This window comes from Brevibacterium sp. XM4083 (assembly GCF_006489205.2).
In the GTDB taxonomy this organism is placed as follows: Bacteria; Actinomycetota; Actinomycetes; order Actinomycetales; family Brevibacteriaceae; genus Brevibacterium.
Genome location: NZ_VFYR02000002.1, coordinates 774,923 through 801,351 on the forward strand (window position 1 = coordinate 774,923; position 26,429 = coordinate 801,351).

Consider the following 26,429-nt stretch of genomic DNA (forward strand, 5'->3'; position numbering starts at 1 on the left):
TCTCAGTTGCCCTCAAGCCTACCTGGGACGACGGGCGCTTCAGCGTAGACGGCCAGGATCTCTGCGGCGACCGCGGCCTCGTCGGGGAGTTCGGCTCCCCGCGCCCGCGCCCGGGCCCCGAGCTCGGCGCGCCGGCCGGGGTCGGTCGCGAGGTCTCCGATCGCCTCGGCCAGGGCCGCATCGTCGTCGGAGGCGATGAGGATCCCGGCGTCGCCGACGAGCTCCGGTGTCCCCCCGGTGGATGTCGCGATGATCGCCTGCCCGGAGAGCATCGCCTCCTGGAGGACGAGCGCGCGGGCCTCCCAGCGGCTCGTGAGGACGGAGATGTCGGCGGCGGCGATGAGCTCGGCGATGTCGTCGCGGGGTCCGAGGAAATGGAGGGCGGGCAGCGCCGAGGCGGCCGCCGCAGTCGCGTACTGTGCGCGGATCTCGGCGAGCTCGGTCTCATCGGCGGCGCCGGCGACGAGGACGACGAGGTCGTGTGAATGCTCTCCCAGCCGCGCGAGAGCGCGGACGAGCATGCCGTAGTTCTTCTGCGGGGCGACGCGTCCGACGGCGAGGACGATGACGGCGTCAGCGGGGAACCCGTACTCGGCGGCCAGCGCCTGCCGGGTCGCGGTCGCCTCGGCGGTGCTGATCTCGCGCACCGGCGGTGCGGCGGCCGGGGCGAACCGGGCGTCGCGGGCGCCGAGGTCGTGGGCGCGGATGACGAGGTCGGTGCTCGCGGCGAGGGTGACGTCGGCGCCGCGGGCGAGCAGCCGCTGGATCCCGGTTTCGATGCGGCCGCGCACTCCCGTGCCCGCGGCCTGGTTGTGGAGGCTGACGATGAAGCGCGGGCGGGGGCGCAGCAAGCGGGTGGCGAGGTGGGCGAGCAGGCCGGCGCGGAAGCCGTGCGCGTGGACGACGTCGGGACCGAAGCGGCGGAGGATCCGGCGCAGTTCGGTGACGAGTCCGGTGTCGCGGAGACCGACCCCGGTGCCGACGTCGAGGGCAGCGAAGCGCACCCCCGGCAGCGCGGAGAACCCGAACTGCGCGTCGGTGGCGGCCGGGCCGACGACGCCGACCTCGTGACCGGCGGCGGCGACGTCGCGGGCGAGTGCCCGCACGTGGGTGCCGACTCCTCCGGTCGAGGTGCCGATGACGTAGACGATCCTCATGGGTTCTCCTCGTTCGGGGTCGGTGAGGCTCCTGGGACGTGGTCGGTGCCCGCGGGCGGACCGGTCACCGGAGGCGTGGGCGCGGTGGTGCGGCGGGAGGCCAGCAGGCCGCGCACCTCGGCGAGGTAGCTGCGGTCGAGGAGGACGATGAGTCCGAAGACGAGGCACCCGATGAGGGCGGCGAGGATGCCGACGACGACCGAGGGGGCTGCCATGGTGCCGAGCAGACCGGCGAGCCAGCGGGCGGCGAGCGTGCCGATGACCGAGGCGATGCCGGCCGCGACGAGGGAGAGGAGGCTGCGGCGCAGCACTCCGGTCAGTCCGCCGGGGCCGAGGACGCGGCGGATCGAGATGAGCAGGGACACGGCGGCGGCGGTCATGCCGAGGACGTAGCCGAGGCAGATCGCAACGAGGGTGCGGTCCGGGTTGCCCTGCGCGTTCGTCACGGCGATCGCGGCGATCATGCCGACGATGACGAGGACCCAGCCGATCGTCGTCGCCACCGCGGCGTGGCGGGAGCGTTCGAGGGCGTAGAAGATCCGCGAGCCCCACGCGATGAACGACCAGCCGGGCACGGCGAGGGCCATGACGACGATCGCTGCGCTCATCGCGGAGAACGGGGCGGAGTCCTCGCCGCCGACGGCGTCGATCGCGGTGAAGAAGTACTCGAGCGGTCCGGCCGCGCTCATGAGGATGACGGTCCCGAGCAGTCCGATGGTGATGATGACCGCCGAGGTGGTCGCCGTGAGCGAGTGCAGGCGGGTCCGGGCGGCTTCCCGGTCACCGGCGGTGGCCGCGGGGTCGCCGGCGCGGCCCACCCAGGTCGAGATCGTCGGGAACATCACCGTGACGACGGGGATCGCGAGGACCGCGTAGGGCAGGAGGTAGACGGCGTTGATGTAGTTGAAGAGGACGAACGTGCCGGTGCCGCCGGAGCGGTTGGACAGGAACATTGTGACGAGGACGGCGCCCTGCTGGGCGAGCAGGGTGGCCATCCCGGCGCCGGCCAGGCGCAGGGCGCGCCGGGCGACACCGGGCGGGAACGTCCACGTCGGGCGGATCCGCAGACCGGTCGAGCGCATCGGCAGGGCCAGCGGCAGCGCGAGGGCGGCGACTCCGGCCGTCGTCCCCCAGCCGAGCCACCCGATGTGGGTCTGCCACGTCGCGTCCGTGCCGCCGACACCGGCGTAGGTGATGTAGGAGCCGATGACGACGAGGCTGGAGAGGAGCGGGGCGAAGGCGGGCCAGAGGAACTTCCGGTGCGCCTGGAGGACGCCGGTGAGCACGGCGCCGATGCCGTAGAGGACGAGCTGCGGGGCGAACATGAGGAGGAAGACCGCTGTCGCCGTCTGCTGGGTGCCGGCGCCGTGATCGCCGGGCGGGATGAGCAGGGCGGCGATCGGCTGGGCGAAGACGGCGACGAGGAGCGTCAGCGGCAGTGTCACGCTCACCGCCCAGGTCAGCAGCGCCGAGGCGATCCGGCTCGCCGTCTCCCTGTCCGCCCGGGCCAGGGGCACGGCGAGCAGGGGGATGACCGCGCCGGCCAGAGCGCCGCCGGCGACGACCTCGAAGAGGATGTTCGGCACCTGGTTGGCCGTCTGGTAGGCGGTGCCGACGGTGCCGGCGCCGACCGAGTTGGAGAAGACGAGCCAGCGGAGGAACCCGACGAGCCGGGTGATCAGGGTGATGATCGAGACGAGCAGCGCCGCCGAGGCGAAGAGCCGGACGAGCCTGTTCACTTCACCTCACGCCCGAAGGCGTCGATCTCCCGCAGTCCGGGGGTGGATTCGATGATCGACGTGAACGAGACCTTCTCGCTGAGCAGGGTGAGGCCGACGAGCACGCCGAGGACGACCGCGCGCTGACGGGCCGTCGAGTTCGCCGCGACCGTCGTGCCGAGGGCAGCGCCGAGGGCGTTGGCACCGGTGTCGCCGAGCATCGCGGCCCCGCCGAGGTCGTCGGGCCAGGCCGCGGCGGTCGTGCCGGTGACGACGGCGGTCGGGACCCACGTGACCCCGCGGCGGTGCGGCATCAGTCCCGCCACGAGGAGGCCGGCTTTGAGCGCGCGTCCCGGACGGAGGTCGAGGAGGTTGAAGAGGTTCGCCGACCCGGCGATGACTCCCCCGGTGACGACGGTGTCGACGGTCGCAGCGACCCACGAGCGCTCGTGCTTCGGCTGCGCCCACTGCGGCAGGGCCGCAGTGAGGACGCCCTGGCGGCGGTGGGCGTCGGGGCCGAGGATGGCCGCGGCGATGATCGCGGCCACCGGGATGCCGGTGACCTTGATCGCCCCGGTCGTCACCTCCCCGCGGGCGAGAGCGCTGAGGTGACCGCGCAGGCCCTTCGAGCTGCCGGATTCGAGGAAGTCGTCGACGGCGCCGAGGGCGCCGGAGGCGGCGGTCGCGAGCAGGGTCGCCGCCCGCTGGCGGGGGTCGGAGATGAGAACGCTGCCGGCGAGCAGTCCCGAGGCCACGGCGGGGCCTTCGAGGAGGGTGACGTCCTCACCGGCGTGGTTGGTGCGGACGACGCGCGGGTGGCTGCGCAGCGGGGAGGACAGCAGGGCCTTCGTCACGCCGTACCCGAGGAGTCCGGCGACGGCGGAGGAGACGATCGTGCGGATCATGTCAGACCTTTCCGGGCAGGACCGCTTCGGCGTCCGAGGCGAAGCCCCAGTGGCCGTGGGTGCCGTTGTTGGCCGCCGCGATCGCGCGGACGGTGATGATGGGTCCGGCGCCGAGGCCGAGGCCGTCGACGGTCGAGGCCCGGGACTTCTCGGTCCGCAGGACGTTGACGAGCCCGTTCTGGGCGGAGCCGGCGTCACCGGCGACGACGACGGCCTTCGATTCAGCGGTCAGGGCGTTGACGAAGTCGGTGATGACTTCGCGGGTGGCCTTGTCGCCGGTCGCCTCGGGACTCGGCTGCGTCTCGTCGGCGAGCTGGGAGTTCTCGTCGTCGACGATGACGAAGAGCTCGGTCGTGCGGTGGTCGGTGTCGGTGCGCAGCCGGCCGGCGTCGACGAAGGCGTTGTAGAGCTCCGTGGCCTTCGCCTCGGCGTCGTCGCGCTCCTGTCCTTCGGTGATCATCGACGCCCGGCCGGTGAGGGCGATGACGAGCGCCGAGCGCAGCGCGGTCGCATCGTCGGCGGGCAGGCCCGGGACGATGCCGCGCAGGGTGGTGAGGAAGTCACCGGAGCCGTCGACGGTGAGCGTGTCGTCGACGAACGCGACGTCACCGGCGATCTGACCGCCGGCCTCCTGGATCCGGTTGGTCACCTGTTCGACCTGCTCGGCGTTCGCCTCGGGGCCGGTGATGACGGTGATCTGCGTGTCGTTGAGGGTGCCGCCGATGAGTTCGGGGGCGGCGGCGGAGACGAACTCGTTCTGCTTCTCGATGTTGCCGCCGGCGGCCTCGAGCTGGGTGCGCAGGTCGTCGCGGTCGGTGCGCAGGGCGTCGACCTGGCTCTGCAGTGACTCCCCGATGGGCTCCTTGAGGGGGCCGGCGCCGAGGACGATGCCGACGGCGAGGGCGAGGAACACCGAGACGAGGGAGACGAGATGGTAGCGGAAGTCGATCACGAGGCAATCCTTGATTCGAGTCCGGCGCGCAGGGCACCGGATGATTCTGTCGCAGCGGTGGGGTCGCCGCCGAAGAGGGAGCCGATCCAGCCGAAGACGCCGTCGAGCTGCGCGGCGATGAGACCGAGGAAGGTCTGACCGGCCGCGGTGGCGGCCATCGCGACGCCGAGGGCGACGAGGCCGGCGATGATGAGGACGGTGAGCTGGAGGCTCGAGATGCGCTGGCGGTAGAGCAGGGAGACGCCCTTGGCGTCGATGAGCTTCGACCCGACGCGCAGGCGGGTGAGGAACGTCGAGGCCATGCCCTTGCGGCCCTTGTCGAGGAACTCCATGAGCGTGTCGTGGGTGCCGACGGCGACGATGAGGTCGGCCCCCTTGTCGTCGGCGAGCAGCATCGCGATGTCCTCGCTCGTGCCGGAGGCGGCGAAGGCGACGCAGTCGACGCCGAGGGCCTTGACGCGCTCGGTGCCCGGGGAATGGCCGTCGCGGTAGGCGTGGACGACGATCTCCGCGCCCGAGGTCAGCGCGGAGTCGGACACGGAGTCCATGTCGCCGACGATCATGTCGGGTTTGTACCCGGCTTCGAGGATCGCGTCGGCACCGCCGTCGACGCCGATGAGCAGGGGCCGGTATTCGCGGATGTAGGGGGCGAGGATCGCGAGGTCTTCTTTGTAGTGGTAGCCGCGGACGACGATGAGGGCGTGCCGACCGTCGAAGTCGGTGCGGACCTCGGGGACGACGAGTTCGGCGGAGAGGAGGTCGGAGTCCTTGCGGATGTACTCGATCGTGTTGTCGACGAAGTCGACGAGCACGGAGTTCATGCCGGCTTCGGCCTCGTGCATGTCCTCGGCGATCGTCTCCGGGGTCTGCGCGACGCCCGCGGCGACCTCCTTGCCGTCGAGGTAGACGGTGCCGCCGTCGATGCTGATCTCATCGCCTTCGGTGATCGCGTCGAAGATCTCCGCACCCGTGGCGTCGATGAGCGGGATGCCGGCGTCGACGATGATCCCGGGGCCGAGGTTCGGGTAGCGTCCGGAGATCGACTTGTCGGCGTTGATGACGGCGACGGGACGGCACGCGACGAGGGCTTCGGCGGAGACGCGGTCGATGTCGGAGTGCTTGATGACCGCGATGTCACCGGCGGTCAGGCGCTTCGTGAGGTCCTTCGTCCGGCGGTCGAGTTTCGCCGGTGCCGGGTCCGATCGGGTCGGGACGGTGGGGGTCTCCCTCGTTCTGCGCGCTTTCATGGTTCGCCCATTCTCTCACGAAGGCGTCGGCGCACCGGCTTTGACCTGCCGGGCGGAGTCGAGGAGCTCGGCGGCGTGGGCTTTCGCCGAGGCGGAGTCCTCCATGCCCGCGAGCATCCGCGAGAGTTCGATCACACGTTCGTCCTCGGTGAGTTCGCGGACCCCGGAGCGAACGGTCTCCGCGTCATCGTCCTTGACGATCGTCACGTGCGTGTCCGCCCACGCCGCGACCTGCGGGAGGTGGGTGACGACGATGACCTGGGCGTGCCGGGCGAGGGCGGCCAGGCGCCGGCCGATCTCGACGGCCGCCTTGCCGCCGACGCCGGCGTCGACCTCGTCGAAGACGTACGTCGGCACCCCGTCCTCGGCGGCGCGGACGACTTCGATGGCGAGCATGACGCGGGAGAGCTCACCGCCGGAGGCGACCTTGCCGATGTCGTCGCCGGGCGAGGAGTCGTGCGGGGCGAAGGTGAGGCGGATGTCGTCCATGCCGTGGGTCGTCGGTTCCCGTTCGGAGATCTCGAAGGCCACGGCGGCCTTCGGCATCGACAGAGCGGTGAGCTCGCGGCTCACCGCAGCCGAGAACGTCACAGCAGTCGCTTCGCGCAGGGCCCGCAGGGCCAGACCCTTCTCCCGCATCGCGGCTTCGGCGGCGGCGAGTTCGGCGTCGAGGTGGTCGAGGTCGGCGTCCTCGGCTTCGAGTTCGGTGAGTTCAGCGGCCGCCCGGGTCTCGAAGTCGAGGACCTCGGTGACCGTCTCGCCGTAGGGGGCGAGCGAGCCGAGTTCGGCGCGGCGGGCCTCGGTCTCTTCCAGCGAGGTCTCCCCCAGCTCATCGAAGCCGGAGAGGTACGAGCTCAGTTCCGCCGCGGCGTCGGAGAGGCGCAGCACGGTGTCGGAGAGGCCCTCGCGGATCCGGGCGAGCTCCGGGTCGGTGCCCTCGACGTCGCCGAGGCTGCTGATCGCCTCGTGGACGCGGTCGACGGCGGCCCCGGTCTCCTCGAGCTCGGAGCCGAGCAGGAGGTCGTGGGCGGTGCCGACGGCACGGGTGATGTCCGCTGCGGCCCCGAGCTTCGCCGCGAGCGCCGTCAGCGCCTCGTCCTCGCCGGGCACGGGGCGCACGGCGTCGATCGCGTCGAGGCAGCCGCGCAGCCAGAGGATGCGCTCGCGCCGGGCCGCGGTCGAGTCCTTGATCCGCGCGACCCGGGCGACGGTCTCGCGCCAGGTCTCGTACGCGGTTGCGTAGGCGGCGGCCGCCTCGGCGAGCTCAGCGCCACCGGCTGCGTCGAGGAGCCGGCGTTGGGCACCTGCACCCTTGAGCCGCAGCTGCTCGGACTGGCCGTGGAGGGTGATGAGGTCGTCGGCGATCTCGGAGAGGACGGAGATCGGCACGGTCCGTCCGCCCGCGGTCGCCCGGGCCCGGCCCTTGGAGGCGACGGTGCGGGAGATGATCGCGTCGTCGTCAGCGCTGCCGCCGGCCTCCTCGATGCGGACCTGGACGGGGGCGGGGACCTCGGTGAAGATGCCTTCGACCTCGGCCTTGTCCGCGCCCTTCCGGACCACCCCTGAGCCGACCTTCTCCCCCATGAGGAGGCTGAGGGCGGAGACGAACATCGTCTTGCCGGCACCGGTCTCACCGGTGACGACGGTGAAGCCGGGGGCGAGTTCGACCTCGGCTTCGGCGATGACGCCGAGGTGGGTGATGCGCAGTTCGGAGATCACGTCAGCCTCCTTCGATCGGTCCCCGCCAACCGGAGACGGGCAGGCGGAACTTCGCGACGAGACGGTCGGTGAACGGTCCGGTGTGGAGGCGGGCGAGCTTGATCGGGGATTCCGAGCGCTTCGCCTCGACGCGGGAGCCGGCGGGCAGTTCGAGACCGCGGCGCCCGTCGCTCCAGAGGACGGCGGCGAAGTCGGGATTGGACGGGGTGATCTCGACGCCGAGGCGGGAGTTGGGGTTGACGACGAGCGGTTCGGTGAAGAGGGCGTGGGCGGAGATGGGGACGAGGAGGAGGGCTTCGACGTCGGGCCACACGATCGGTCCGCCGGCGGAGAACGAGTACGCGGTCGAACCGGTCGGGGTGGCGAGGATGACGCCGTCGCAGCCGAAGGAGGACACAGGTCGGGAGTCGACGCCGAGGACGACGTCGATCATCCGCGCCTTCGAGGTCTTCTCCACGGTCACCTCGTTGAGGGCCCATGCCTCGTAGATGATCTCGCCCTCGTGCCACACGGCGACGTCGAGGGCGAGACGCTCCTCGACGAGGTAGTCACGGGCTGCGGCACGGTGGACCGCCTCGTCGAGGTCCTCCTTCTCGCTTTCGGCGAGGAATCCGACGTGGCCCAGGTTGATGCCCATGAGGGGGACGCCGGAGCCGTGGAAGCGCTCGGCTGCGCGCAGGATCGTGCCGTCACCGCCGAGGACGATGACGAGTTCGCACTTCGCGCGCCATTCGGGCAGGTCGCTGGCGTTGATGATGACGCAGCGGGAGAGGAGCTCCTGGTGGACCGCGGGATAGGAGCTGCGGGAGGCGATGACGAGGATCTCCTCGTCGAGGACGACGGGGGTGATGCCGGCGTCGAGGAGGGCCTTCCACACCTGGACGGCGGCGACGGCGGAGTCCTCGCGCTGGGGGTGGAGCAGCACCATGATGTAGCGGCTCACGACTCTCCTTCCATGATCTCATCGAGGCGGACGGTGATGGCCGCCTCGTCGAGCCTAGCGGACTGGGGTGCACTCGATTCGGGTCGAACACGCAGGAAGTACTCGCGGTTTCCGCTGGGACCGGGAAGCGCCGAGGCGGCGATGCCGGTGACGTGTGCGCCGGTGGCGGTGAGCGCGGTGAGGACGGAGTCGAGTGCGCGGCGCCGGTCGGCTGTGCGGGTGACGACGCCGTGCTTGTCGAGGACGGACCGGGCGAGTTCGAACTGGGGTTTGACCATGAGGAGGAGCTCGCCGCCGGGGCGGACGGTGCGCAGCAGCGGCTCGAGGAGGAGGCGCAGGGAGATGAAGGAGACGTCGGCGACGACGAGGTCGACGCCGGGGACGTCTGCCTCGGCGAGGTCACGGAGATTGAGGCCTTCGCGGACGTGGACCCGCGGGTCGGTCCGGAGGGTCGGGGCGAGCTGGTCGTGGCCGACGTCGACGGCCCACACCTCGGCGGCACCCCTGCTGAGGAGGACCTGGGTGAACCCGCCGGTCGAGGCTCCCGCGTCGAGGGCGCGGATGCCGTCGAGGCGGTCGATGCCGAAGTCGTCGAGGGCGCCGAGGAGTTTGTGGGCGCTGCGGGCGACCCACGGGTCGGGGTCGTTCACGGTGAGCGTGTCGGTCGCGGCCACCTCGGCGGCGGGTTTCGTCACGGTGATGCCGTTGACGCTCACCCGGCCGGCGGCGATCTCCCGCGCCGCGCGGGAGCGGGAGGCGAGGAGACCGCGGGCGACGAGTTCGCGGTCGAGTCGGCTCACAGGGAGCCCACCTGACCCTCGAGGTCGTCGAGGAGGTCGGAGATGCGGGCGTGACGGTCCGCTGCCGGGGCCTCGGCGGTCTCGGTGAGGTTCGCGCGCCACGCTTCGGTCGGCACGTCCTTGTTGACGGTGCACGGGGTGGGTGGCGATGTCGGAGTCGGTGCGCCGGGTGTCGGGGTCGGCGTCGGAGCTCGTGGCGTGGGCGGCTCCGGCGGCGTCGTGTGCTCGGCGTCAGTCATCGATCCTCCTCGGCAGGTTCCCCGGCGCAATCCTCTCACCGGAGTCGATGGCTGCCCATGCGAGGCGCAGTGCGGATTCGATCGCCTCCGGAGAGGTCAGCGCTGCCTCGGCGAGCTGGAGCTTCCCGTCGACGATCCGCACTCCCCCGTCTGCGGCCTGGGCGCCCGAGTCGGGCGCGTCGGCGCGTTCTGGCGCGGCGGCGTCGAGGACACGCGGCAGGTCGGCGAGCGTCGGCAGCACGAACGCGGGCCGGCGGATCGGGTCGGCGGCGAGCGCATCGTGGAGGTCGTGGACGCCGGTGAGGACGAGTGCGGAGTCGAAGCCTGCCCGGTTTCCGCCTTCGATGTCCGTGTCGAGGCGATCGCCGACCATGAGGGGCCGCAGCGCGCCGAGGCGGTGGCCCGCATGCGTCATGACGTCCGGTGAGGGTTTGCCGACGATGTGCGGCGTCCGGCCGGTCAGCCGCGCGAGCATGTCGACGAACGCGCCGTTGCCGGGGACTCGGCTCGCGGGGCCGACCATCGAGAAGTCGGGGTTGGTCGCCCACCAGTCGAGTCCGGCTGTGATCGCTTCGGCGGCGCGCACGATGCCCGCGTAGTCGATGTGGGGGTCGAGTCCCTGGGCCAGGGCGACGGGTGAGTCGTCGAGTGACCCGACGATGTCGAGGCCCTCGGACTCGAGGGCCTCTCGCAGGCCGGTGGTGCCGACGAGGAGGATGGGCGCGCCGGGGCCGAATTCCTCGGACAGCCGTGCCGCGAGGACCTGCGCCGAGGTGATGACCTCCGCGGTCGCGGTCGGTATGCCGAGAGCGGAGATGTGGTCGGCGACGACCTCGGCGGTGCGGGTGGCATTGTTCGTCACGTAGCCGACGGGGATGCCGCGTTCGTGCAGGTCGGCGATGCCGGCGACGGCACCCGGGATGGCGTCGGGGCCGTGGTAGACGACGCCGTCGAGGTCGAAGAGGACGCCGTCGATCGGCGTCCCCGCGGGGGCGCCGACCTCACCGGCGACGTCAGTCGCACCGGTGACGTCGGTCGCACCGGTGACGTCGGTCGCCGGGGTCACCGGTCTCCGTTCGCCGAATCCGATCCCTGGGATTCGTCGGCAGCGTCGGCTGCTTCGGTGCCGGTTGAGTCAGTACCGGTTGAGACGGACTCTGCACTTTCGCTGTCTGCGTCAGCGCTGTCGGAGTCTGCGTCAGCGCTGTCGGATTCAGCGTCGGCAGCGGCTTCGTTGTCGGCGTCGACGTCGGCACTGTCCGCTTCGGCGTCGGCGAGGATCTCGTCGAGTTCGGCTTCGATCTCGTCGTCGGAGACCTTGACCTTCTTCAGTTCCTTCTCCGACACATGGGTCTTCGACTTCGGGGCCGCCTCGGCGGCTGGCGTCGGCTCAGTGCCTTCAGCGTCGGTCGATTGGGTCTGGGACTCGTCGGTCTCTGTCTCCTGGGACTCGTCGGTCTCTGTCTCCTGGGACTCGGTCGCGGACTCACCGGAGTCGGAGCTTCTGTCAGACTCGCCGGATTCGATGTCAGACTCGCCGGTCTCGGACTCCGCATCGGCGGCGGTCTCGGACTCCGCGTCCGCGGCGGTGTCGCCGTCCGCCTCGGCGAGCTCCTCGTCGGGGATCTCTTCGATGGTCTCGATCTCGACGCCGAAGTTCGGGTCGGGCTCCTCGTCGCCGAAGAGCGTTCCCGTGGCCTTGGCCGTGCGGCGGGAGAGCTCCTCGTACTTATCGGCGAGTTCGGTCTCGCCGTGGAGACGGAGGACGTCGGCGTAGGCGGCCATGAGGCGCACGAGGGCGCCCGTCGGTCGCTGGGTGAAGTCCTCTGCCTCGATGAGTCGGCGGGCAGCGGCGAGGTCGCCCTGGTCGGACTTCGCGCCGGCGGCGACGATGACGAGTTCCGTGCGGGTGTCGTTGTCGAGGTCGGCGTCCTTGGCCCAGTCGAGGAGCTCGAGGGCCTTCTCCGGCTTGCCGCGGCCGCGTTCGGCGTCGGCGATCAGTGCGATGTTCTCGTTGGACCCGGAGATGCGGCGGTGTGTGCGCAGTTCGCGGACGGCTTCGTCGTACTTCTCGACGTGGTAGGCCGCGATGCCGAGGGCTTCGCGGACGAGGCCGACCCGGCCGGCGCGAGCCATGGCCGCTTTCGCGTGTTCGTAAGCGCGTTCGGGATCGGTGTCGAGGAACGCGCCGGTGGCGACGAGGTGCTTGGCAACAGTCTCCGCGTTCTCCTTGTCGAGCGAGCGCAGCTGACCGCGGATCTCCTTGTCGAGTTCCTGGCCGGTGATGCCTTCGGGAATCTCGGGTTCGTCGACGCGGGGGCGGCGGGCGCGCTGTTCGCGTGCGTAGTCGCCGGTGTCGGTGGCGCGGGAGGCGCGGCGATCGTTCGAGTTGCGGCCGTGTCCGCCGCGGTCGTTGCGGCGGTCACCGTGGTAGGAACCGCGGCGGTCGTCCTCGCGGCGGTCACCGCGGTAGCCACCTCGGCGATCGTCGTCACGGCGGTTGCCCTGGTACCCACCCCGACGATCGTCATCGCGGCGGTCGCCCCGGTATCCGCCGCGGCGGTCACCATCGTTGGAACGGCCGCCACGGAATCCACCCTGACGATCGTCGTCACGGCGGTTGCCCTGGTAGCCGCCCCGGCGGTCACCATCGTTGGAACGACCTCCGCCGAAATCACCTCGGCGATCATCGTCATTCCGACGGTTGCCCTGGTAGCCGCCGCGGCGGTCACCATCGTTGGAACGACCTCCGCCGAAACCACCTCGACGGTCATCGTCATTTCGACGATTGCCCTGGTAGCCACCTCGACGGTCATCGTCGTTCCGGCGATTTCCTTGGTAGCCGCCGCGACGGTCGTCATCCCGGCGATTGCCCTGGTATCCACCTCGGCGGTCACCATCGTTGGATCGGCCGCCACGGAATCCGCCCTGACGATCGTCGTCACGGCGGTCGCCCCGGTATCCGCCCCGGCGGTCATCGTCATTTCGGCGATTTCCTTGGTAGCCACCTCGGCGATCGCCGTCGTTGGAACGACCTCCGCCGAAACCACCTCGGCGATCGTCATCCCGGCGATTGCCCTGGTAACCCCCGCGACGATCGTCGTCACGGCGTTGACCCTGGTAGCCGCCTCGGCGGTCATCTCTGCGATCGGACTGACGTGGCCCGCGGGCTCCTCGCGACGACGGGGAGTCCTGTCGACGATTGCGACTGCCTCCGCGATTGTCGTCGCCCGAGCGGCGGTTGTGCTGGCTGTCTCGCGAATCCCCTTGGGCCACGATTCTCCCTATAAAGACTTTTCAATGATTCCGATCCATTCTAGTCCACGACCGGTGGCGGCATCGGCGAGGAAAGGCCAACATCTGTTGCCTCCCCGCAGAGATCTGGAGACAAATACACATCACGGGCCGCTCGATTCGCCGTGTTCCCGGTGGCTCTGTTCGGGGCTGGACGCCTGATCACGCCACCCGAGGTCGTGACTGATCGCACTGGTCGTCTCCACAAGCTCGGGAAGGCTCTTCTCAAGTGCCGCAAGGTCGAGGCGGGTGCGGAAGGCGGTGATGGACACGGCCCCGGCTACGTCCCCTCCGTGGTCGAAGACGGGAGCTGCGATGCAATTCGACAAGTCGTCGTACTCACCGTCGTCGTAAGACCAGCCGCGCTCCTGAACTCCCGTCAGTACGCGTTCGTAGTCCTCACGGTGTGTGATCGATCGCTCAGTGTAGGCAGGGAACTCTGCCCGCGAGAGAATCTCATGACGACGTGAACTCGGAAGGAACGCGAGGATTGCCTTCGCGACGCCGGCGGTACTCACGACTACCTCACCACCGATCTCCGTGTTGAGAACAATTGAATCCCGTGGCTCGATCTTGTCGACATACCTGATGCGACTGCCGTCGGGCACCGCGAACTGCACAGTGAGACCCAGTAGGGTGCTCAGCTGCTGCAGGTGGGGATGGGCGAGGCCGCGCAGATCAAAGTGAGCCATCGCAGACTTCGCCAGAGCCGCGAGACGGAATCCGGTGCCGAACTTGCCGGGTTCGGTCTGTCTGATGAGTCCGGCTTCCTGCAGCGTCAACAGGGTTCGCAATGCCGTCGTGCGGTGCACTCCGAGGCTGGCGGCGATTTCGGCCGCGGTCTGCGGCTCAGCGCTGCACAGCTCCAGGATCTGCACTGCGCGAAACACCGTAGAGCTCATGTTCTCGTTGTCCATTTCTCTCAGGGCGCTGGCCCGGCGGACCCGATAGGAGCCGAGTCACCCCGATGCGCAGCAGTGCGTTCGCGAAGCGGCGGGTGTCGCCCGTCACCACACACAACCCTAAATCCTCCGACCGGGTGAGGGCTTTGAAGTCGTCGCGCTCCACACGATCGTGCGTGACATTGCCGACGGCCCTGGCGATTTGGCTCCCCACGGCGGCGAGCTCGTCGGTGGGGGCGATCATGGTCGTGACGGATTCGATGGCGATAGTCCGCGCAAGGCAGCCTGCGACGTCTGGGGTGAGCGGCGTGTCCGGAACGATAGCGGTATGGACCACGACCGCTCTTGGGTTCGTCGAAGTTGCCACGGCGAAATGTGCGTCGGTCACGAGGACGAGGGATCCATGACCCAGCCGAGCGAGCGATGACAGAATCTCAGGGTGGATGATCGGTGTTCGCAACATCAGCTGAAGAACTGTCCGCCGTTGACGTCGACGATCGCTCCGGTGACGAAGGAAGATGACGGAGACGCCAACCATGCCACCGTATGGGCGACGTCGGCCGGCACACCTGCGCGCCCGACCGGAATGCCTGCCACGGTCGAACTCTTCGATTCCGGGGAAGTGAACGTGTCGTGGAACGGCGTCGCTTCGATGAAGCCCGGTGCCACCGCATTGACGGTGATTCCGCGCTCGGCGACCTCGGAGGCGAGACCGCGGGTGAAACCGAACAATGCTGCCTTCGAAGTGGCATATGCGGTGGCACCGGCGTGCCCACCACTGCGCCCGGCGAGAGACGCCACGGTGATGATTCGTCCTCCCGCTCCCATCAGCGGCAACATTCGCTTCGTCACGAGAAAGGTCGAGTCGACGTTGAGCACTTGGACTCGGCGGAAGAGCTCATAGGACATCTCGGCGATGGTCGACCGTTGGATGAGCCCGCCAGCGTTATTGACGAGTATGTCCACCCCACCGATGCTTTCGATCTGTGCACCGAGGTTGGCAACTTCGGCCTCGACGGTGAGATCGGCGGCGACCGCCACCGGTTCCTGCCCGTCGATACTGATGAGGCGTGCAAGGGCCTCATCGTCCGGACGGTGGGAGCGATAGGTGACGGCGACGCGAGCGCCGCGAGCTGCGAGCGACTCTGCGATCGAGGCACCGATGCCGACCCCGCCTCCTGTGACGAGTGCAAGTTTTCCGGCGAGTTCATAGTTCGCGTTGGAGGGTGTGTTCATGGAGGTCCCTTTCTGGATCGCGCCAATCAGACGCTGTGTGAACTTGTGGACTGCGAGATGCGGAAGGCCAACTCCGTGTTCCCCTCAGGTCGGCGCCCGGCGAAGACAACTGTGGCGATCGCCGTGGCTCCGAGGGCCGAGGCGAGGAACAGCACTCCGGCCTGCGTCGAACCCGTCGCATCGATGAGCCATCCGACAACGACCGGTGAGACGAAACCGGCAATATTTCCCACCGATCCGACGAGCGCGATGCCAGCTGCTGCGGCAGGACCGACGAAGAGACTCGCCGACATTGAGAGCATCGGCCCGATGGCCGTGTAGACGCCTATCGACACGACGCATAGCGCGGCTATTGCCAAAATCGGGGAAAAGGCCAGACTGAAGCCGGCAACTACGAGGCCCAAAGCGGCCGTCCCGAGGCTGACAGCGACGTGGAGGGCACGCTTGCCCGTGCGATCGGCGCGGCCACTCCACCACAGCACGAAGGACGCTCCTGCCGCGTAGGGAACAGCGACGACGAGGCCGCGCTGTAGTGGTGCGAAGTCGCCGAGTTCGGAGACGATCGATGGGAGCCAGAATGCAAGTCCGTAGATGCCGAGCACCATTCCGAAATTGAGCAGCGCGTATCCCCAAGCCAGCGGACTTCTCAGGGCCACGGAGAACGACGCTCCAGTGGAGGCGATCCGTACGGCGTCCTCGGCGATGGTCCTCTCCAGAGCCGCCTTCTCCACGTCGGTCAGCCACCTCGCTGCGGCGGGATGATCGGTCATGACAAAGGGCACGATGAGGCCGAAGATGACGGCGGGGAACCCTTCGACGAGAAACATCCACTGCCAACCGTGCAGCCCAGCGATGCCGTGCATCTGCAGCAGGAGACCACTGATCGGTGCTCCAAGCATGTTCGCGATCGGTTGGGCAAGGACGAAGACACCGAGGATCGCGGCGCGCTGTCGAACGGGAAACCACAGGGTCAGATAGAACACGACCGCGGGAAAGAAGCCCGCCTCAGCAATCCCGAGGAGCAACCTCACGATCGAGAACGACACGTCGTCGACGACGAATGCCGTGCCCATCGCAAGCAGCCCCCAGGGAATGAGGATGCGGGCGATCCAGCGCCGCGCACCGAACCGATGCATCCCGGCGTTGCTGGGGATCTCGAAGATCGTGTACCCGATGAAGAAGAGGCCGGCGGCGAGGCCGAACGCAGAGGCGCTGAGGTTGAGCGATTCGCTCATCTCCTCACGAGCGAAACCGACGTTGTTCCGATCGAGGTAGGCGATGAAGTACAGGATGCAGACCAATGGGAGGATCCGCCATCGCGCCTTGCGCAGTGCACTGGCGAGCGGGGATTCAGGGGTGACGGTGGCAGACGACATGAGACTCCTTCGGCGCAATATCGCGGCAATGCCTTGAAACTGCAAAGCACTGGGAACGGACTGCGGTGTCCGCTCGGTTGTGCGTCGGCTCGCGGACCCACTCGGGATAAACGAATCAACGACATCCCGACGGTACATTGTTTGCACCTTCAGTGCAATATATGCACTCTTTCTCAAAGTGCTGGCCATGAGCTTGTCCGGGTACCGATCCGCTTTCCGCCGCGACACCCTGTGGTCGCGAACACGTCATGACAGGCCGGAATGCCGTTCTCCGTTCACCGAAAGCGACCGTGAGACTCCCAGACCTACCAGGTGGTACGGGACGTCTGCTCTGTTAGACTCTCTCGCGAACCGATCAGTGCGCCCCGATTCCGGGGCATCCACCCATGCGCATGCAGACAGTGGGGTATTCATGGCCGCAGGCACACCGACAGCTGAGAGCCTGCACACGGTTTCACATCACTCTCGCCATCGCGAGACGCTTATGCAGGCGGCCGGACTCGGGGCGCCCGAATCCACCCCTGCGGGAAACCGTTCGCGATCCACCATCTCCCCCTTCGGGCCGGTCGGAGTGACCGCCGGCAAGTACACAAGACCCGACGGGGACACAGGACAATGACGCGAGGACACCGACTCACAGCCTCTGCCCACATCGCCGCAGGTCGTCGGCACCGCTGATCACAGCCCACGGATTCGAATCAGGAACAGGAGACATCGTGCCCAATACACTCTTCATCGATGGACAGTGGGTCTCGGCCCAGGACGGCAGGACCCGGGAGATCCACAATCCTGCCGATGACAGCCTCGTGGCCGTCGTCGACGAAGCCAGCCCGGCCGACACGGAGCTCGCGATCGCCGCGGCCCGCCGCGCCTTCGACTCCGGCGTGTGGTCGAGCGTGCCCGCCAGCGAACGCGGCGACTTCCTGCTGCGCTTCGCCGCCGCCCTGCGGGAGCGCAAAGAGGAGTTCGCCGTCGCCGAGTCACTCGACACCGGCAAGCGGATCGTCGAGTCGCGCATCGACATGGACGACATCGCGAACTGCTTCGACTACTTCGGCAAGCTCGCCGCCAATGATGCAGGCCGCATCGTCGACGCCGGTGCCGACTCTGTCGTCAGCCGCATCTCCTACGAACCGGTCGGCGTGTGCGCGCTCATCACCCCGTGGAACTACCCGCTGCTCCAGGCGGCGTGGAAGATCGCGCCGTGTCTGGCCGCCGGAAACACCTTCGTCCTCAAGCCCGCCGAGCTCACCCCGCACACGGCGATCATGACGATGCAGGTCATGGAGGAGCTCGGACTGCCGGCCGGTGTCGGCAACCTCATCCTCGGCGCCGGAGCCGATGCCGGTGCGCCCCTGTCGACGAGTGAGGACGTCGACATGGTCTCGTTCACCGGCGGACTTGTCACCGGTCGACTGCTCGCGGCCAACGCCGCGGCGACGGTGAAGAAGGTCGCGCTCGAACTCGGCGGCAAGAACCCCAACGTCGTCTTCGCCGACGCCGACCTCGATGCCGCCCTCGACAACGCCCTCAACGGCGCGTTCGTTCACTCGGGCCAGGTCTGCTCCGCCGGTGCCCGCCTCATCGTCGAGGATTCGATCGCCGAGGAGTTCGTCGACAAGCTCGTCGAACGCGCCTCGCAGATCCGCCTCGGCGGCCCGTTCGATCCCGACGCCGAGACCGGCCCGCTCATCTCCGCCGCGCACCGCGACAAGGTGACGAAGTACGTGGAGAAGGGAGTCGCCGAGGGCGCCCGTGTGCGCTGCGGCGGCAAGTGGGGCGAGGGCGACCTCGAGAACGGCTACTACTACCTGCCGACGGTCCTCGACAACGTCGAACGCGGAATGTCGGTCGTCTCCGATGAGGCCTTCGGACCCGTCGTCACCGTCGAGACGTTCTCGTCCGTCGACGAGGCGGTCGAGACCGCCAATGACACGATCTACGGTCTCGCGGGTGCCGTGTGGACGCAGGATGCCGGCAAGTGCCAGGAGGTCGCGGCGAAGCTGCGCCACGGCACGATCTGGATCAACGACTTCCACCCCTACCTGCCGCAGGCCGAGTGGGGCGGATTCAAGCAGTCCGGCTTCGGCCGTGAGCTGGGCCCGACCGGCATGGCCGAATACCAGGAGGCCAAGCACATCTACCACAACCTCGAGCCCGCCGTGACCGGCTGGTTCCCCGTCCACACCGAAAGCGAATGAGGAGAGACCACGTGGATACCACGCACAGCTTTGACTATGTCGTCGTCGGCGGCGGATCGGCCGGCGCTGCCGTTGCCGCTCGCCTGAGCGAGGACCCGAACGTCACCGTCGGCCTCCTCGAGGCGGGTCCCACCGACGTCGACGAAGACGTCATCCTCCGCCTCAACCGGTGGATGGAGCTGCTCGAGTCCGGCTTCGACTGGGACTACCCGATTGAGAAGCAGGAGCACGGCAACTCGTTCATGCGCCATGCCCGCGCGAAGGTCCTCGGCGGCTGCTCCTCGCACAACTCGTGCATCGCCTTCTGGGCACCGAAGGAGGACCTCGACGAGTGGGAGTCGAAGCACGGCGCCACCGGCTGGGGTTCGGCCGACACCTTCGGGCTCTACAAGAAGCTCGAGAACAACGAGCTGCCCGGTGACCATCACGGCCACGACGGTCCCGTGCGCCTGATGAATGTCCCGCCCGTCGATCCGTGCGGCATCGCCCTCCTCGAGGCGTGCGAAGAGGCGGGCATCCCCCGCGTCCAGTTCAACGAGGGCGAGACCGTCATCAACGGGGCGAACTTCTTCCAGGTCAACCGCAAGGATGACGGCACCCGGTCGTCCTCCTCAGTGTCCTACCTCCACCCGATCCTCGACCGTGAGAACCTCACGATCCTCACCGACACCCAGGCCAAGGAGATCGAGTTCGACGACGCGGGCAACGCCGTCGCCGTCCTCGTCGTCAACAACGCCTTCGGCAAGACCCACCGGATCGAGGCGACGAAGGAGGTCATCGTCTCCGCCGGTGCGATCAACACCCCGCAGCTGCTCATGCTCTCGGGCATCGGGCCGAAGGACCACCTCGCCGAGGTGGGGATCGAGGCCCGCGTCGATGCGCCGGGAGTCGGGGAGAACCTCCAGGACCACCCCGAGGGCGTCATCAGCTGGGAGGCCAAGCAGCCGATGGTCGAGGACTCGACCCAGTGGTGGGAGATCGGCATCTTCTCCCCCACCGAGGACGGACTCGATCGTCCCGACCTCATGATGCACTACGGGTCGGTGCCGTTCGACATGCACACGGTCCGGCAGGGCTACCCGACCGCGGAGAACACGTTCTGCCTGACGCCGAACGTCACGCACGCGCGCTCGCGCGGCACGGTGCGTCTGCGGTCGTGCGACTTCCGCGACAAGCCCCTCGTCGACCCGCGCTACTTCACCGATCCCGACGGCCATGACATGCGCGTGATGATCGCCGGCATCCGCAAGGCCCGCGAGATCGTCTCCCAGGACGCGATGAAGGACTGGGCGGGCCGAGAGCTGTTCCCCGGCACCGAGGCGCAGACCGACGAGGAGCTCGAGGACTACATCGTCCGCACCCACAACACCGTCTACCACCCGGTGGGCACGGTGAAGATGGGTGCCGCCGACGACGACTCCGCACCGCTTGACCCGCAGCTGCGCGTCAAGGGCGTCAACCGCCTGCGCGTCGTCGACGCCTCGGCGATGCCCGAGATCACCACCGTCAACCCGAACATCACCGTGATGATGATGGGCGAGAAGCTCGCGGAGATGATCAAGAACGGTCAGTGACCCGTCGGGTTGGGGGCAGCCGATTCGTCGGGTGGGGGCCATCGATTCGTCGGGTGGCGGCCGTCGTCCGGGATAGTCGAGCAGGTCTCAGATGAGTCCGGGTTGTGTTTGGCGGGGCACGGATGATCGCCGAGGCGGGTCTCCGGATCTGACGGACCCCTGACTCCCAGCGCACAATGCTTCTCGCGCACTAGGGCCGGTCGCACACCTTTTGAGGTGGGCGGCCGGCCCTTCGCGGTGTTCGGCCGGGGCTTTCGCGGTGTTCGGCCGGGGCTTTCGCACTGCGCCGGTTCGGACGACCCTTCGCGTAGCGCGGACGGCCCAGACGCCCCGCGCCCGGGGACTCGGGCTCACCCCAGTTTCGGGGGCTCACTTCAGGACCTGAGCCCCCGAAACTGGGGTGAGCCCGAACGGCTTTGCGCCGGGCGAACCCGTCCGCGCACCCCATCGGCCGGCCGCCGGCTATCCGGCCCACGCCCGAGCGGCCCGCGACCGAGCGCCGTCAGTCCGGCCCGCGACCGAGCGCCGTCAGTCCGGCCCGCGACCGAACGCCGTCAGTCCACGTTCGTCGGCGACCGACTGCCGGTCCGGCTGGCCAAAGTGCTCTGCCGTTTGGGCTTGGTCTTGGACTTCGATTTCGGCTCGTCGACGTAGGGGTCGCGGAACTCCGGGGCGGGTTCGACGGCCTCGGGGGCGATGACGGTCTCGACCGAATCGTCGTATTCGCTGCTGAACTCGTCGGAGTCGTCCTCGCGGCGTTCGACCTCCTCGGGTGGGAGGACCTTCTTCCAGCGGCGCATGCGCACCCGCGGCAACGCGCCGGCGTCCTCGCGCAGCGCTCTCATCAGGGCGTAGATCTGGAAGTACGCGATGACGAAGAACGGCAGGCCGATGAGGATGATCGTCGATTGGAGCGCCTCGAGCCCGCCCGATCCGGAGAACACGAGCAGTGTCGCCGTGACGACGGCGATCGCGAGCGCCCAGAAGATCCTCTGCGGGAGCGGGTTGAAGTCCTCGTGCCCGTTGTTCATCGTGTCGACGACGAGCGCCGCGGAGTCGACCGAGGTGACGAAGAAGATGACGACGAGGAGGATCGCGACGATCGACACGGGAATCGCCAGCGGGTAGTGCTCGAGGAACGCGAACAGCGCGCCCGGAATGTCGCCCTGGTTGACGACGCGGTCGACGAGGCCGCCGCCTTGATTGAACTCGATGTCGAAGGACGCGTAGCCGAAGACGCCGAACCACAGGACCGAGAACGCCGAGGGGATGGCGAGAACGCCGATGACGAACTGGCGGATCGTGCGACCGCGGGAGATCCGGGCGATGAAGATCCCGACGAACGGCGACCACGTGATCGTCCATGCCCAGTAGAAGACGGTCCACGTCTTCTGCCAGCCCGTGTCGGCGAACGTGTCGTTCCACAGCGCGAGCTCGGGCAGCTGCTGGATGTAGGTGCCCACCGACTCGAAGATCCCGCGGGCCATGAACAGGGTCGGACCGAAGACGATGATGAAGACGAGGAGCAGGACCGCGACGACGATGTTGATGTTCGAGAGCACCTTGATGCCCTTGTCGAGTCCGAGCGAGACGGAGATCGTCGCCAGCCCGCAGACGACGCCGATGATGATGAGCTGCCACAGCGCGTTCTCGGGGATCCCGAGGACCTGGGCGAGCCCGCCGTTGATCTGCAGCGTGCCCAGCCCGATCGACACCGCGACACCGAAGACGGTGCCGATGATGGCGATGACGTCGATCGTCTTCCCGATCGGCCCGTGGATCCGCTCACCGAGGATGGGCTGGAAGATCGAGCTCACCCGTGGCGGCAGGTTGCGCTTGTGGATGAAGTACGCGAAGCACAGCGCCGGCAGCGTGAAGATCGTCCACGTGTGGAGCGTGAAATGGTAGTACGTGAAGTTCATCGCGTCGGCCGCGGCCTCGACCGTGCCCGGTTCGATCCCGGTGCTCGCCCGTGGTGGATCGCCGAGGTGGCTGACCGGTTCCGCGACACCCCAGAACATGAGGATGGAGCCGATTCCCGCGGCGAAGAGCATCGCGAACCAGGCACCGTTGGAATGCTCGGGCGGTTCGTCGTCGGGACCGAGTTTGACCCGACCGTAGCGGGAGGCCGCAATGTAGATGAGGAAGACGAGGAACACCGTGACGCCGACGATGTAGAACCAGCCGAAGTTCGTCAGCAGCCAGTCCGAGGCAGCCGAGACACCGGTGTCGAGGGCGTCGGTGAAGACGATCGTTCCGACGACGAAGAGGATGATCACCGCCGCCGAGGAGAAGAAGATGGCCGGGTTCGTCCGCAGCCTGAGGGCATCGTGCATTCGCGTGAGCATGCGCAGTACCTTCCGTTGGTCGCTCCTGCCCACGTTACCGAAGATCACGATATTGACAACAAACTCACTTGTCACAATCCGATCAAGAACGCCCAGGTGGCGGCCCTCGATCCGCGAGTTCGACGCCATCGGGGCGGTTCGGCGAAGTCCCTGAGATCGTCACGAATTCTTCCCGAGTTCACCCCCAACCCCGCCCCGACCACGAGTCACCTCGACCGCAAAACGGGCGACCGCCTCGGCGAGAATTCATCTCACCGGCCTCTCAATCGAGACGTCATCGGCTCTTGGTCTCGCCACCGCGGCGGCATAGGGTTGTAGTGCACTGATGCGGGCCGGCGACGGGATGACGATCATGGAGAACCTCGACCTCCGGGCACTGCCGAGCACGTTCATCCAGTCGATCGACCGCGCACTCCTGGTGCTCCGGATCCTGCGGGATTCCGCTCCCCTGCCCCTCCAGGAGATCAGCGCGCGGGCCGAGCTGTCGCCGTCGACGTGCCACCGGGTGCTCCAGATGCTCGTCTATCGTGATTTCGCCACTCAGCTCGATGACCGCCGCTACACGGTCGGGACGGCGGTGACGGCACCGCTCAACGTCTCAGACGAACTCTTCGACCTTCAGCAGCGGGCTCGTCGGCCGTTGCGGCGCCTGGTCGAGGAGACCGGTGAGACGGCCAACCTCATGGTGAGGACCGGCAGCAGCGTGCGGGTCGTCATCTCCTACGCGGGGGCGACCGAACCGCACGTCGGCAGCCGGGAGAACGCCGTGCTTCCCGCCGCGACGACGGCGGGCGGACTCGCGCTCCTCGCGCAGCTGCCCGACGAATGGCTCGTCCGGGTGTTCTTCACCGAGCAGATCGACCGGTCCTCCCCCGTCCGCGACCTCTTTCCGACAGCGGCGGATTTCATGCGGATGATGGAGCGGATCCGCTTCGACGGCTTCGCCCAGGTGTCCGGCTTCACCGAACGCGGAGTCGACGCGATCGGGCTCGCCCTGCGCGGTTGCGACAGTGTCGCGCCGGTGGCCCTGAGTGTGGCCGCCCCGGAGGTCAGGGCGGCCACGCTCTCATCGGCGCGGGTCCGGGAGGCTATCGCCCGATGCGCTGCGGAGATCGAGCGGCGCTCTGCCCGTCCTGGGGATCGTCCGGGCGGTCGCCAGAGCTGAAACCGAACAGACGCTGCGCATTGCCGGCGGCGATCTTCGCCTTGTCGCGGTCGTTGAGTTCGACGTCGTCGAACCACACGGCGGCCTCCTCCATCGACTCGAACGGGTAGTCGGCCGAGAACATGATCCGGTCGGCGCCGACCTCCTGGATCGCGTTGAGGAGGGCCGGCGTGCGGAAGTTCCCGCTCGTCGTGAGGTAGAAGTTGTTGCGCAAGTAGTGCCCGAAGGAGTGCTCGACGTCGAGACCGCGCGGGGCGACGGCGAGACGATGGTCGGTGCGCCAGATGTTGTAGGGCAGCAGCTCGCCGAGGTGGCCGATGATGATGCTGATGCCCGGGTGCCGGTCGAAGAGGCCCGAGCCCATGAGCCGCAGGGCGTGCGTGCCGGTCTCGACGGAGAACGCCCATGAGGAGCCGTAGAGCCAGGGGTGCCCGTCGTACTGCGGGCTCTTCGAGACGAGCGGGTCGCGGGGGTGGAGGTAGATCGGGACATCGAGCTCGGCGACCGTCGACCAGAAGTCCGCGTAGCGCGGGTCGTCGAGGTAGACGACCGTGTTCTCGTCGTCGACCTGGGAGAAGCCGTTGATGAGGGCCCCGACGAGGCCGAGGTCGCTGACCGCGCGGGTGAGCTCCTCTGTCGCGGCGTCGGGATCCTGCATAGGGAGGGCGGCGAACGAGGCGAAGCGCTCGGGGTTGACCGCGACCTGGTCGGCCGCGTAGTCGTTGAGCCGGCGTGCCCAGTCGACAGCCTCGGTGCGCTGGTGAAGCGATTGGATGCCCGGAGCGAGGAGGGAGAGGATGACCTTCTCGATGCCGAGTTCGTCCATCTTCTGCAGGCGCGTCTCATGGATGTCGAGCAGCGCGGCGCGCCTCTCCGGCCAGGCGTCGGGGGTGAAGTGTTCGGCGGACTGTTCGACGATGTTGGGGTCGGTGGCGCCGAAGTGCTCTTCGAGGGCGATCTTCTTCATGGTGGTCTCAGTGCTCCTCTGCAATGACATGTGGTTCGGTGATGTGATGCTGCTGGCCGATGCGCGTGGCATCAGGGCGTGTGGGCGGTGTTCGGAGTGGTCACGGCGGCGTTGCTCGCGCCGGCGAGAGCGGCGGTGTCTTCTGGCACGGAGAGCGCCGCTCGCCGGATGACGAGGATGAGCACCCCCATGACGACCGCAGCGAAGATCGCTCCCCCGGCGAAGACGCCATAGACCGCGGCGACACCGGCCGCGGTGCCGATGAGCAGCCCGCCGGCCTGCGGGGCGAGAACCGCACCGAGGCGGCCCATCCCGAGTGCCCAGCCGAGTGCCGTCCCGCGGATCGCAGCGGGATACGTGTTGTTGATGGCGCCGATGATCAGACACAGCGACCCGTGCGTGCCGATGCCGGCGACGATGAGCAGCAGGTAGGTGACGACGATGGGCAGCTGGTCGGAGATCATCGCGACCATGGCAAGCCCGGTCAGTGCGGTGGCGACGGCCGCCGCAGCCAGAGCTCCGTACCGGGTGCCCGCCCAGGCGGTGAGGATCGAACCGATGACCGCGCCGATGTTGAGGGTGAGGGCGAAGGTCAGCGCCGATCCGAGGTCGTAGCCCTGCGTCTCGAGAAGCCGCGGCAGCCAGATGCCGAGTCCGAACCAGACGAAGAGGACGGCCAGAGCGGCGATGGCGAAGAGCGCAGAGATGAGCGCATACGGCCCGGCGAAGAGGGAGCTCCGGTTCGCCCGGTCGGCGCGGGCGCTGGCTTCCTCGGGCCCGCGGGAGGGCAGGTACTTGAGAGCGAAGGGGATGATGAGGAGGGAGACGAGGGTGAGGAAGAACATCCACCGCCAGCCGAGGGTGGGGATGACGATGAGGCCGGTGAGTGCGGCGAGGATGCCGCCGACGGGGACGCCGGACATCATGATCGTCGCGACGGTGGCCCGCCAGCGCGGTGCGACGAGCCCGGCGACCAGGGCGTTCGAACTCGGCAGCAGACCGCCGAGGCCGACGCCGGCGAGGAATCGGAGCACCCCGAAGAGGACGGGGCTGTCGACGGCACCGCAGAGGGCGTTGAGGCAGGTGAAGACGATGGTGCAGAAGATGACGGTCCGTTTCTGACCGAATCGATCACCGAGGCGGCCCCCGAACAGGGCGCCGAGCATCATGCCGACGAACGCGAGCGACCCGAGGGTGCCGATCGATGCGTTCGTCAGTCCCCAGCCTGTGCTCTCGATGAGCGAGGACTGGACGGTGCCGAAGACGATGAGGTCGTATCCGTCGGAGACGACCAGTGTCCATGACACGAAGATCGCCATGATCGGCACGGCTTTGGCACCTGGCGATGAAGAGGCTGACGCAGACTGATCAGGACTCCGGTGTGTACTCATTTCGATCTCTTCTCGATCCTCACCGTTGAGGTGTGCAGCGCAGACTCTCTGCGGCTCCATGCACGCTACGGGGAGGATCACCGCCGGCACAGCGAATCGTTGATCAATTCCACACCGTGAAAATCCTATCCGGTGGTGAATACAGAAAAAGGGGGACCTCACCAGTCCCCCACCACCACGCCAGCCGGCTCGACGCCCGGTCCGGTGCGTGAATGCAGAAAGTGGGGGCACCCCCAAAAGGGTGCCCCCACCATCAACGAATATTGCGGCAGTCACTTACTCTCCCACAACCACC

The 26,429-nt window shown here is 68.2% G+C and carries 22 protein-coding genes; 4 read left to right on the plus strand and 18 right to left on the minus strand.

All coding sequences use genetic code 11. The annotated features are described in order from the left end of the window. Positions 1 to 2: 2 nt before the first annotated feature. Genes FJ887_RS09275 through FJ887_RS09325 form a run of 11 tightly spaced genes read right to left on the minus strand, consistent with a single transcriptional unit; the run spans position 3 to position 11,816 of the window. Complete coding sequence (locus FJ887_RS09275) at positions 3 to 1,157, minus strand: glycosyltransferase family 4 protein (protein WP_137826262.1); 1,155 nt, start codon at positions 1,155 to 1,157, stop codon at positions 3 to 5. Then, positions 1,154 to 2,896, minus strand: coding sequence for a murein biosynthesis integral membrane protein MurJ (gene murJ / locus FJ887_RS09280; RefSeq protein WP_137826261.1), 1,743 nt, complete (start codon positions 2,894 to 2,896; stop codon positions 1,154 to 1,156). Before murJ ends, FJ887_RS09275 begins: the two co-directional genes overlap by 4 nt. Continuing rightward, entirely contained in the window at positions 2,893 to 3,780 is an 888-nt protein-coding gene (locus tag FJ887_RS09285; protein WP_137826260.1) for a hypothetical protein, read from the minus strand. The genes murJ and FJ887_RS09285 overlap by 4 nt, the downstream gene beginning before the upstream one ends. Before the next feature lies 1 nt (position 3,781). Then, entirely contained in the window at positions 3,782 to 4,732 is a 951-nt protein-coding gene (locus tag FJ887_RS09290) for a copper transporter (RefSeq protein ID WP_137826259.1), read from the minus strand. After that, complete coding sequence (gene steA, locus FJ887_RS09295; protein ID WP_137826258.1) at positions 4,729 to 5,979, minus strand: putative cytokinetic ring protein SteA; 1,251 nt, start codon at positions 5,977 to 5,979, stop codon at positions 4,729 to 4,731. The genes FJ887_RS09290 and steA overlap by 4 nt, the downstream gene beginning before the upstream one ends. Before the next feature lie 15 nt (positions 5,980 to 5,994). Then, positions 5,995 to 7,698, minus strand: coding sequence for a DNA repair protein RecN (gene recN, locus FJ887_RS09300; RefSeq protein ID WP_137826257.1), 1,704 nt, complete (start codon positions 7,696 to 7,698; stop codon positions 5,995 to 5,997). A gap of 1 nt (position 7,699) precedes the next feature. Continuing rightward, positions 7,700 to 8,641 (minus strand): NAD kinase, encoded by a 942-nt coding sequence (locus tag FJ887_RS09305; RefSeq protein ID WP_171007082.1) that lies wholly within the window; start codon positions 8,639 to 8,641, stop codon positions 7,700 to 7,702. Continuing rightward, entirely contained in the window at positions 8,638 to 9,441 is an 804-nt protein-coding gene (locus FJ887_RS09310) for a TlyA family RNA methyltransferase (RefSeq protein ID WP_137826256.1), read from the minus strand. Before FJ887_RS09310 ends, FJ887_RS09305 begins: the two co-directional genes overlap by 4 nt. Next, positions 9,438 to 9,680 carry a hypothetical protein gene (locus FJ887_RS09315; protein WP_137826255.1) on the minus strand — a complete coding sequence of 81 codons (243 nt, stop codon included), beginning with the start codon at positions 9,678 to 9,680 and terminating at the stop codon, positions 9,438 to 9,440. The genes FJ887_RS09310 and FJ887_RS09315 overlap by 4 nt, the downstream gene beginning before the upstream one ends. Then, complete coding sequence (locus tag FJ887_RS09320) at positions 9,673 to 10,746, minus strand: HAD-IIA family hydrolase (RefSeq protein ID WP_137826254.1); 1,074 nt, start codon at positions 10,744 to 10,746, stop codon at positions 9,673 to 9,675. The genes FJ887_RS09315 and FJ887_RS09320 overlap by 8 nt, the downstream gene beginning before the upstream one ends. After that, the gene (locus tag FJ887_RS09325) at positions 10,743 to 11,816 is read right to left on the minus strand and encodes a hypothetical protein (RefSeq protein ID WP_137826253.1); all 1,074 of its coding nucleotides are present in this window, start codon (positions 11,814 to 11,816) and stop codon (positions 10,743 to 10,745) included. The genes FJ887_RS09320 and FJ887_RS09325 overlap by 4 nt, the downstream gene beginning before the upstream one ends. Between FJ887_RS09325 and FJ887_RS09330 the strand changes: the two genes are divergently transcribed. Continuing rightward, positions 11,757 to 13,136, plus strand: coding sequence for a hypothetical protein (locus FJ887_RS09330; protein WP_137826252.1), 1,380 nt, complete (start codon positions 11,757 to 11,759; stop codon positions 13,134 to 13,136). The genes FJ887_RS09325 and FJ887_RS09330 overlap by 60 nt on opposite strands. Here the strand turns inward: FJ887_RS09330 and FJ887_RS09335 are convergent. Genes FJ887_RS09335 through FJ887_RS09350 form a run of 4 tightly spaced genes read right to left on the minus strand, consistent with a single transcriptional unit; the run spans position 13,079 to position 16,488 of the window. Further along, on the minus strand, positions 13,079 to 13,891 hold the full coding sequence (locus tag FJ887_RS09335; RefSeq protein ID WP_249356843.1) for an IclR family transcriptional regulator: 813 nt from the start codon (positions 13,889 to 13,891) through the stop codon (positions 13,079 to 13,081). The two genes, FJ887_RS09330 and FJ887_RS09335, sit on opposite strands and share 58 nt — an antisense overlap. After that, a complete protein-coding gene (locus FJ887_RS09340; protein ID WP_171007081.1) occupies positions 13,824 to 14,339 on the minus strand; it encodes an RbsD/FucU domain-containing protein in 516 nt (171 codons plus the stop codon). The genes FJ887_RS09335 and FJ887_RS09340 overlap by 68 nt, the downstream gene beginning before the upstream one ends. Further along, the gene (locus FJ887_RS09345; protein WP_137826250.1) at positions 14,339 to 15,112 is read right to left on the minus strand and encodes an SDR family NAD(P)-dependent oxidoreductase; all 774 of its coding nucleotides are present in this window, start codon (positions 15,110 to 15,112) and stop codon (positions 14,339 to 14,341) included. The genes FJ887_RS09340 and FJ887_RS09345 overlap by 1 nt, the downstream gene beginning before the upstream one ends. A 26-nt stretch (positions 15,113 to 15,138) precedes the next feature. Beyond that, positions 15,139 to 16,488: an MFS transporter gene (locus FJ887_RS09350; protein WP_137826277.1), complete on the minus strand. Its 1,350-nt coding sequence runs from the start codon at positions 16,486 to 16,488 to the stop codon at positions 15,139 to 15,141. A gap of 716 nt (positions 16,489 to 17,204) precedes the next feature. On the opposite strand from FJ887_RS09350, the gene FJ887_RS09355 reads away from it, so the two are divergent. Next, positions 17,205 to 18,689: an aldehyde dehydrogenase family protein gene (locus FJ887_RS09355; RefSeq protein WP_137826249.1), complete on the plus strand. Its 1,485-nt coding sequence runs from the start codon at positions 17,205 to 17,207 to the stop codon at positions 18,687 to 18,689. Next, a complete protein-coding gene (locus FJ887_RS09360; protein WP_140955805.1) occupies positions 18,686 to 20,263 on the plus strand; it encodes a GMC family oxidoreductase in 1,578 nt (525 codons plus the stop codon). Before FJ887_RS09355 ends, FJ887_RS09360 begins: the two co-directional genes overlap by 4 nt. Before the next feature lie 554 nt (positions 20,264 to 20,817). Here FJ887_RS09360 and FJ887_RS09365 read toward each other — a convergent pair. Further along, complete coding sequence (locus tag FJ887_RS09365; RefSeq protein ID WP_137827060.1) at positions 20,818 to 22,611, minus strand: BCCT family transporter; 1,794 nt, start codon at positions 22,609 to 22,611, stop codon at positions 20,818 to 20,820. A 325-nt stretch (positions 22,612 to 22,936) separates the two neighbouring features. On the opposite strand from FJ887_RS09365, the gene FJ887_RS09370 reads away from it, so the two are divergent. Further along, positions 22,937 to 23,776 carry an IclR family transcriptional regulator gene (locus tag FJ887_RS09370; protein ID WP_137827061.1) on the plus strand — a complete coding sequence of 280 codons (840 nt, stop codon included), beginning with the start codon at positions 22,937 to 22,939 and terminating at the stop codon, positions 23,774 to 23,776. Here the strand turns inward: FJ887_RS09370 and FJ887_RS09375 are convergent. Next, entirely contained in the window at positions 23,700 to 24,743 is a 1,044-nt protein-coding gene (locus FJ887_RS09375; protein WP_249356929.1) for an amidohydrolase family protein, read from the minus strand. The two genes, FJ887_RS09370 and FJ887_RS09375, sit on opposite strands and share 77 nt — an antisense overlap. 71 nt (positions 24,744 to 24,814) lie before the next feature. Further along, positions 24,815 to 26,050: an MFS transporter gene (locus FJ887_RS09380; RefSeq protein ID WP_349290540.1), complete on the minus strand. Its 1,236-nt coding sequence runs from the start codon at positions 26,048 to 26,050 to the stop codon at positions 24,815 to 24,817. Positions 26,051 to 26,429 lie beyond the last annotated feature (379 nt).

Coding starts and splice junctions, on each gene's coding strand:
- FJ887_RS09345 (WP_137826250.1), bottom strand. CDS start 15,112: ATGAACACACCCTCCAACGCGAACTATGAACTCGCCGGAAAACTTGCA.
- FJ887_RS09275 (WP_137826262.1), bottom strand. CDS start 1,157: ATGAGGATCGTCTACGTCATCGGCACCTCGACCGGAGGAGTCGGCACC.
- FJ887_RS09365 (WP_137827060.1), bottom strand. CDS start 22,611: ATGCTCACGCGAATGCACGATGCCCTCAGGCTGCGGACGAACCCGGCC.
- FJ887_RS09375 (WP_249356929.1), bottom strand. CDS start 24,743: ATGAAGAAGATCGCCCTCGAAGAGCACTTCGGCGCCACCGACCCCAAC.
- FJ887_RS09360 (WP_140955805.1), top strand. CDS start 18,686: ATGAGGAGAGACCACGTGGATACCACGCACAGCTTTGACTATGTCGTC.
- FJ887_RS09325 (WP_137826253.1), bottom strand. CDS start 11,816: ATGGCTCGCGCCGGCCGGGTCGGCCTCGTCCGCGAAGCCCTCGGCATC.
- FJ887_RS09315 (WP_137826255.1), bottom strand. CDS start 9,680: ATGACTGACGCCGAGCACACGACGCCGCCGGAGCCGCCCACGCCACGA.
- FJ887_RS09285 (WP_137826260.1), bottom strand. CDS start 3,780: ATGATCCGCACGATCGTCTCCTCCGCCGTCGCCGGACTCCTCGGGTAC.
- steA (WP_137826258.1), bottom strand. CDS start 5,979: ATGAAAGCGCGCAGAACGAGGGAGACCCCCACCGTCCCGACCCGATCG.
- FJ887_RS09350 (WP_137826277.1), bottom strand. CDS start 16,488: ATGTCGTCTGCCACCGTCACCCCTGAATCCCCGCTCGCCAGTGCACTG.
- FJ887_RS09340 (WP_171007081.1), bottom strand. CDS start 14,339: ATGTTGCGAACACCGATCATCCACCCTGAGATTCTGTCATCGCTCGCT.
- FJ887_RS09370 (WP_137827061.1), top strand. CDS start 22,937: ATGCGGGCCGGCGACGGGATGACGATCATGGAGAACCTCGACCTCCGG.
- FJ887_RS09335 (WP_249356843.1), bottom strand. CDS start 13,891: ATGGACAACGAGAACATGAGCTCTACGGTGTTTCGCGCAGTGCAGATC.